General features: G+C 71.4%; 5 protein-coding genes and 1 pseudogene. 2 read left to right on the top strand and 4 right to left on the bottom strand.

Annotation, left to right across the window (positions count from 1 at the left end; translation table 11 throughout):
• A pseudogene (locus tag D455_RS0119665) lies at positions 1 to 321 on the top strand (LysR family transcriptional regulator); the annotation flags it as partial.
• 112 nt (positions 322 to 433) lie between these two features.
• Here the strand turns inward: D455_RS0119665 and D455_RS0119660 are convergent.
• From D455_RS0119660 to D455_RS0119645, 4 genes are all read right to left on the bottom strand, one after another.
• Entirely contained in the window at positions 434 to 1,375 is a 942-nt protein-coding gene (locus D455_RS0119660; RefSeq protein ID WP_017572421.1) for a YihY/virulence factor BrkB family protein, read from the bottom strand.
• Positions 1,376 to 1,590: 215 nt separating this feature from the next.
• Positions 1,591 to 2,157: a DUF3618 domain-containing protein gene (locus D455_RS0119655; RefSeq protein ID WP_017572420.1), complete on the bottom strand. Its 567-nt coding sequence runs from the start codon at positions 2,155 to 2,157 to the stop codon at positions 1,591 to 1,593.
• Entirely contained in the window at positions 2,133 to 2,567 is a 435-nt protein-coding gene (locus D455_RS0119650) for a phage holin family protein (RefSeq protein WP_017572419.1), read from the bottom strand. Before D455_RS0119650 ends, D455_RS0119655 begins: the two co-directional genes overlap by 25 nt.
• Positions 2,568 to 2,577: 10 nt before the next feature.
• Positions 2,578 to 3,237: a hypothetical protein gene (locus D455_RS0119645; RefSeq protein WP_017572418.1), complete on the bottom strand. Its 660-nt coding sequence runs from the start codon at positions 3,235 to 3,237 to the stop codon at positions 2,578 to 2,580.
• Between the two features lie 303 nt (positions 3,238 to 3,540).
• Between D455_RS0119645 and D455_RS0119640 the strand changes: the two genes are divergently transcribed.
• Positions 3,541 to 4,776, top strand: coding sequence for an MFS transporter (locus D455_RS0119640; RefSeq protein ID WP_017572417.1), 1,236 nt, complete (start codon positions 3,541 to 3,543; stop codon positions 4,774 to 4,776).
• Positions 4,777 to 5,103: the final 327 nt, after the last annotated feature.

The raw sequence follows: 5,103 nt of genomic DNA, 5'->3' as shown, positions 1-5,103 counted from the left end.
GCACGGGTCTCGCTCATCCCGGTTCGGCGGGTTCCCGACCACTGGCTGCGCGTCCACGCACCCACCATCACCCCGCTCGGCAGGGCCATCCGCCACGAGAGCGGCGTGGACACCCTGCGGGAGGGGCTGTCCCAGGTCGCCGCTGGCAGGGGTGCCATGCTGTTGGCCGGTGACACCGTGGCCCACGCCGACCGGGACGACGTCGTCCTCGTCCCGGTCAACGGCCTGCCGGAGTCGTCGCTGGGCCTGGTGTGGCCGCGCGGGGACCGGAATCCGGGCGTACCCGTCCTGGCCGCCGCCCTCGCCGAGGCCCTGGGCTGAACGGTGTGACCGTGGGGCCGCGCCCGCCGCCGCGCGGGGCCGGTCCCACGCCGGCGGGCCGGGGACGGGGCGGAACGCTCCGCCCCGTGTTCGCGCGGCCCCGCCGGGACCGTCACCCCTGTCGGTGGTAGGCGCCCTGCTCCTGCTTGGGGACCCGTCGCTTCTGCTTGGGGACCTGACGCATGTCGACGTAGGGTTCCACGTCCTCCGGCTGCCCCTCGGACATGGCGCGTCCGCGTTCGATCTCGGCGTTGAACTCCTCACCGAGCAGGAGCGCGATGTTGGAGATCCACAGCCACACGAGGAAGACGACCACCGTCGCCATGCTGCCGTACGTCTGGCCGTAGGACGCGAAGTTGGCGACGTAGAAGGCGAAGGCGACCGAGGCGACCAGCCAGAGCACGACCGCCAGCACGCCTCCCGGGCTGACCCAGCGGAGCCCGCGCCTGGCGTTGGGTGAGGCCCAGTACAGGAGCGTGATCATGAACACGACCATGAACAGCAGGACCGGCCACTTCGCGATGCCCCACACCGTCACCGCGACCGACCCGAGCCCCAGCAGGTTCCCGACCCACTCCGCGACGCCGCCGCTGACGGCGACCCCGATCACGGTCAGGGACATCAGGATGACCAGTAGCAGGGTGACGCCGACACGGATCGGCAGCGTCTTCCAGATGGGGCGCCCCTCGGGAACGTCGTAGATGACGTTGGACGCGCGCATGAAGGCCGCGACGTAGCCGGAGGCCGACCACAGGGCGACGGCCAGGCTGATCAGACCGAACACGCCCGCGGCCGCACGGTTCCCCTGGAGGCTCTCGATCGCCGTCGTCAGCAGTTGTCCGGCCTGCTCGGGCATCGCCCCGGAGGCGTTCTCGACCAGGGTCTGCGTCGCCGAGGGGCTCGCCAGGCCGACCAGGGACACCAGCACCAGGAGTGCCGGGAAGAGCGACAGGATCGCGTAGTAGGTGAGCCCGGCGGCGAGGTCGGTCAGGGAGTCGTCCTGGAACTCCCTGACGGTCCGGCGCAACGACGCCCACCATGAGGACGGCGACATACCGGTTGGTCCCTTGGGCTCCTCCGAAGAGGAACGTCCGGTACGGATCTCTGAGGGGTTCCGCCCCGCCATCTCCCACTCCTTCCCGTCCGCCCCGGTGGCCGGGGCTCGGAGGAGGCCGAGCGGAGGACCGACGGCCCTCCGCCCGCCGTGTGTCCGTACCACCCCGAACGCCGGGACGGTACGGGAGACGAACTCCGCGACCTGGCGCGTCCTCAGGAACCGCGCATCTCGTTCGACGCGGACTTCGCCTCGTCCCGGGCGTGCTCGCCCGTCGTCCGCGCGGACTCCGAGGCGCTGCCCTTGAGGTGCTCCCCGGCGGCTTGCGCGGACTCCATCGCCTGTTCCTTCACGTGGGTGGCGGACTCCGCCACCGACTGCCGAGCCGGTTCGATCACCGGGCCGGCGCGTTCGCCCACCCGCTGCGCCGCGCGCTGCTCCGCACGGCTCTCGGAGATGACCGAGGCGACCAGGAGACCCGCGCCGAAGGCGATCAGCCCCGCGGCGATGGGGTTGCCCTGGGTCCCGTGTTCGACCCGTTCCGGCATGGACCTCGCCATGCCGACCGCCTGGTTGGTGGTGTGTCGCATCTCTCCGGCCTTCTCCTCGGACGCACCCATGAGCCGGTTCCTCATCCCCTGGGCCCTGTGGCGCATCCGCTGGGTGCGCCGGTGCACGACGTTGCGCGGGTTGGCCCGGTCGACCAGACGATCCGTGTCGTGGGTCAGCTCGGACCGGGTCCGCTCGATGTCCTGTCTTATCTGGTCGGGTGTTTCGCCCATTGCGCGTCCTCCTTGAGGGTCTCGATCGTGCGTTCCGGTGTCGGCGAGACCTCGCGCATCCGGTTGCGGCCCATGACGAACAGGACCGCGCCGGCGATCGCCCACAACACCGCGACGACCAACGCGGACCAGCCCAGGCCGATGAGCTCCGCCAGGCCGAACACGGCCGCGAGGCTGAGCATCAGCACGGTCAGGTATCCAGCCAGCGCGGCTCCGCCCAGGAGCCCCGACGCCTTGCCGGCCTTGACGGCCTCCTCGCGGACCTCGGCCTTGGCCAGCGCGACCTCCTGCCGGAACAGGGTCTGGAGGTCGCCGGTCACCTCACCGACGAGCTCGGACAGGGACCGGTCCTCCCCTGTCTCGTGGCCGGGCTCGTTCCTGCTCGACGGGATTCTGGGAGTGGTCGCCATGTCAGCCCCCTCAGAGAGTCGGTCCTGGCCGCCCCGGTCCCTCGGACCGCGGGCTGATGTCCTCGGCGCGGGGCGTCACGGGGCGTTCCCGGTTCGGACCCACCTCGTCGGGATCGTCCTCGCTCAGGCGCGGTTCGGGCGGACGGGCCCGTTCACCGGAGCCGATCGCCTCGGGGTGGTCGCCGTCGCCCTGACCCTGGCCCGAGAGGGCGGACGAGGCCCTGAGGACGCGCCCGACCGCGAAACCGGCCACGGCGGCACCGGCCAGGAAGGCGAGGGGCCTGCGTCGCGCGAACCTCCTGGTCTCCTCCACCAGGCCGTCCATCCCCCGTTCGTCCAGGAAGTCGGCGGCTCCGCGACCGCCCTGGGCGACCTGGCGCACGGCACCGCTGACCGGGGACCGCTGGTCCCCGGCGTCCGCCATGGACGACAGTTCCTCGGACCACTGGCGCAGGTTCCGCGACGTGCGCCGGGTCTGCTCCTGGGCTTCCTCACGGAGCCGGGACTGGACGTCGCCCGTGACGTGCCGGGCCTCCGAACGGGCCTCATGGGCGAGGGACCGTGCCTGGTCACCAGCCGTGGAAGCGACCCCGCCCGCCGCGTCGCGGGCGGTCGCCGCCATGTGGCCGCCCGTGCCTTCGTGTCCGTCGGTTCTCTCGTGCGAGTACATCACCAAGCCTCCTTGGAGTCGGCCCGCTACTCAGTCATGGCCGTGACCACCTCGGAACCACATGGCCATCCCATGCCCGACCGACACACTCAGAAACCGGTCATACATGGTGAAAATAGGGCAAAGAGTACGCCGTCTTCGTCAACCTCCTCCCGCCTCGCAAACACCACCGAGCGCCTTTTCCCGCCGAAAACCCGGGCTGGAGGAAATCCGTGGCCGCGCGAAAAACACGCGTGCTAGCGTTGCCGGAATTTCCCGGAACCACGGAGACCTCCCCCAGGAGAAGACAGGAAAAGCACGCCCATGGCAGCGGACAGAACCGGAGAATCGCCCCTGCTCGTCCGGTACACCTCCTTCACCCTCCTCGGCGCGTCGGCCGATTTCGTGTACGGCGCGGTGTTCGTCACGGTTCTGCTGGAACGCGGCGCGGAGCCATGGATGCTGGGCGCGATGCTCGGCTCCACGAACCTGGTGGCCCTGCTGGTCGAGGCGCCCAGTGGCGCGCTCGGCGACCGGTACGGGCACCGCAGGCTCCTGGCGGTCGGGATGGCCGTGTGGGGCGCGGGTTTCCTGCTGATGGGGTACGCGGACGGGCTCGCGCCGACGCTCGCGGGCATGTACCTGTGGGCGGTCGGCTTCCGCCTGCACTCGGGGACGCTGACCGCGCTCGTGGTCAACCGGATCGGCGGCCGCGACCGCTCGGCGCGGATCGCGCGGACGGTGCGGTTCGGCCAGGTGTCGGGGCACGGCGGCGCGGTGCTGGGCGCGGCCTCGGTGGTGGTGGCGGGCGCCTGGCTGCCCGCGGACGCCCTGATCCTGGTGGGCGGCGCGGCCCTGGTCACGCTGGGGTCCCTGACCCCCGTGTGCTTTCCCCGCTCACCGGGACAGCCGGGGCGGCCGGTCGCCGAGATCGTCCGGGAGTCGGCCGTGGCGGTGGTGGGTCGGCGCTTCGCGCCGCTGGTGGCGCTGTCGGCGGCGTCGGCCTCCGGCCTGGCCGTGCTGGTGATCTCCTGGCAGCCGATGCTGATGGCCGCGCACGGCGAGAACGTCCGCCTCAACGGCCTGGTGCTGCTGGTGATGGTGGTCGCCATGACGGCGGGCTCGGCGAGTTCGAGGTTCGTGGGCCGGGGCCGTCCCCATGTGTGGGCGCCCCTGCTCGCGGCGTGCTCGGGCCTGCCCCTGCTGTTGGCGGCGCACGGACTCGTCCCGCTGGTCCCGGGACTGGTGGTGTCGGAGTTCCTGATCGGGCTGACGTTGGTGTTGTCGCACGTGTGGCAGCAGTTGATGTTCTCCGACGACAACCGGAACACCATGTTCTCGATGCTGGGGATGGTGGACAGCGCCACCAGGATGCTGACCGTGCTGTCGTTCGGGTGGTTGTGGGAGCTGCTCGGTATGGGCTGGGCGGTGACGGCGGTGGTCGCGTTCAGCGTGGTCGCGGCGTTGGTGGCGGCTCCGCTGTCCCGATTCGTCCCGGAGTCGACGCGGTTCGACGGCGGATCCCCGGACGAGCGGGAGCTGGACGGGGCCGCGGAGTGACGGCCCGGGGACGGGCGGAACGGGACGGGCGGAACGGGGTGGGCGGCTGGCGGCACGTCCCGTCCACGCGCCTTTCCCCCAGTACGGGAAAACGCCCCTTTCCACCCCGGGGAAGTGACGTTCCCCACGCCATGGAAATGGCGGTAGGCCGCCCCGGAATTCTCCGCCGGGGCGGCCGGTCCCCGGAAAAGGCACGTCGATAGCATTCCCGTGCACGGACCGCCTCCGGAAGCCGCCCCGTCCACGGGGCGGCCGAAGACGGACCGGACCGACCAAGAACCCACGGGAGGGACCATGAGCCTGGCGGATCTTCTACGGGAGCGCCCG

This window comes from Nocardiopsis halotolerans DSM 44410, assembly GCF_000341065.1.
GTDB classification, from domain to species: domain Bacteria; phylum Actinomycetota; class Actinomycetes; order Streptosporangiales; family Streptosporangiaceae; genus Nocardiopsis; species Nocardiopsis halotolerans.
This window is presented reverse-complemented; position numbering and strand designations above follow the sequence as displayed.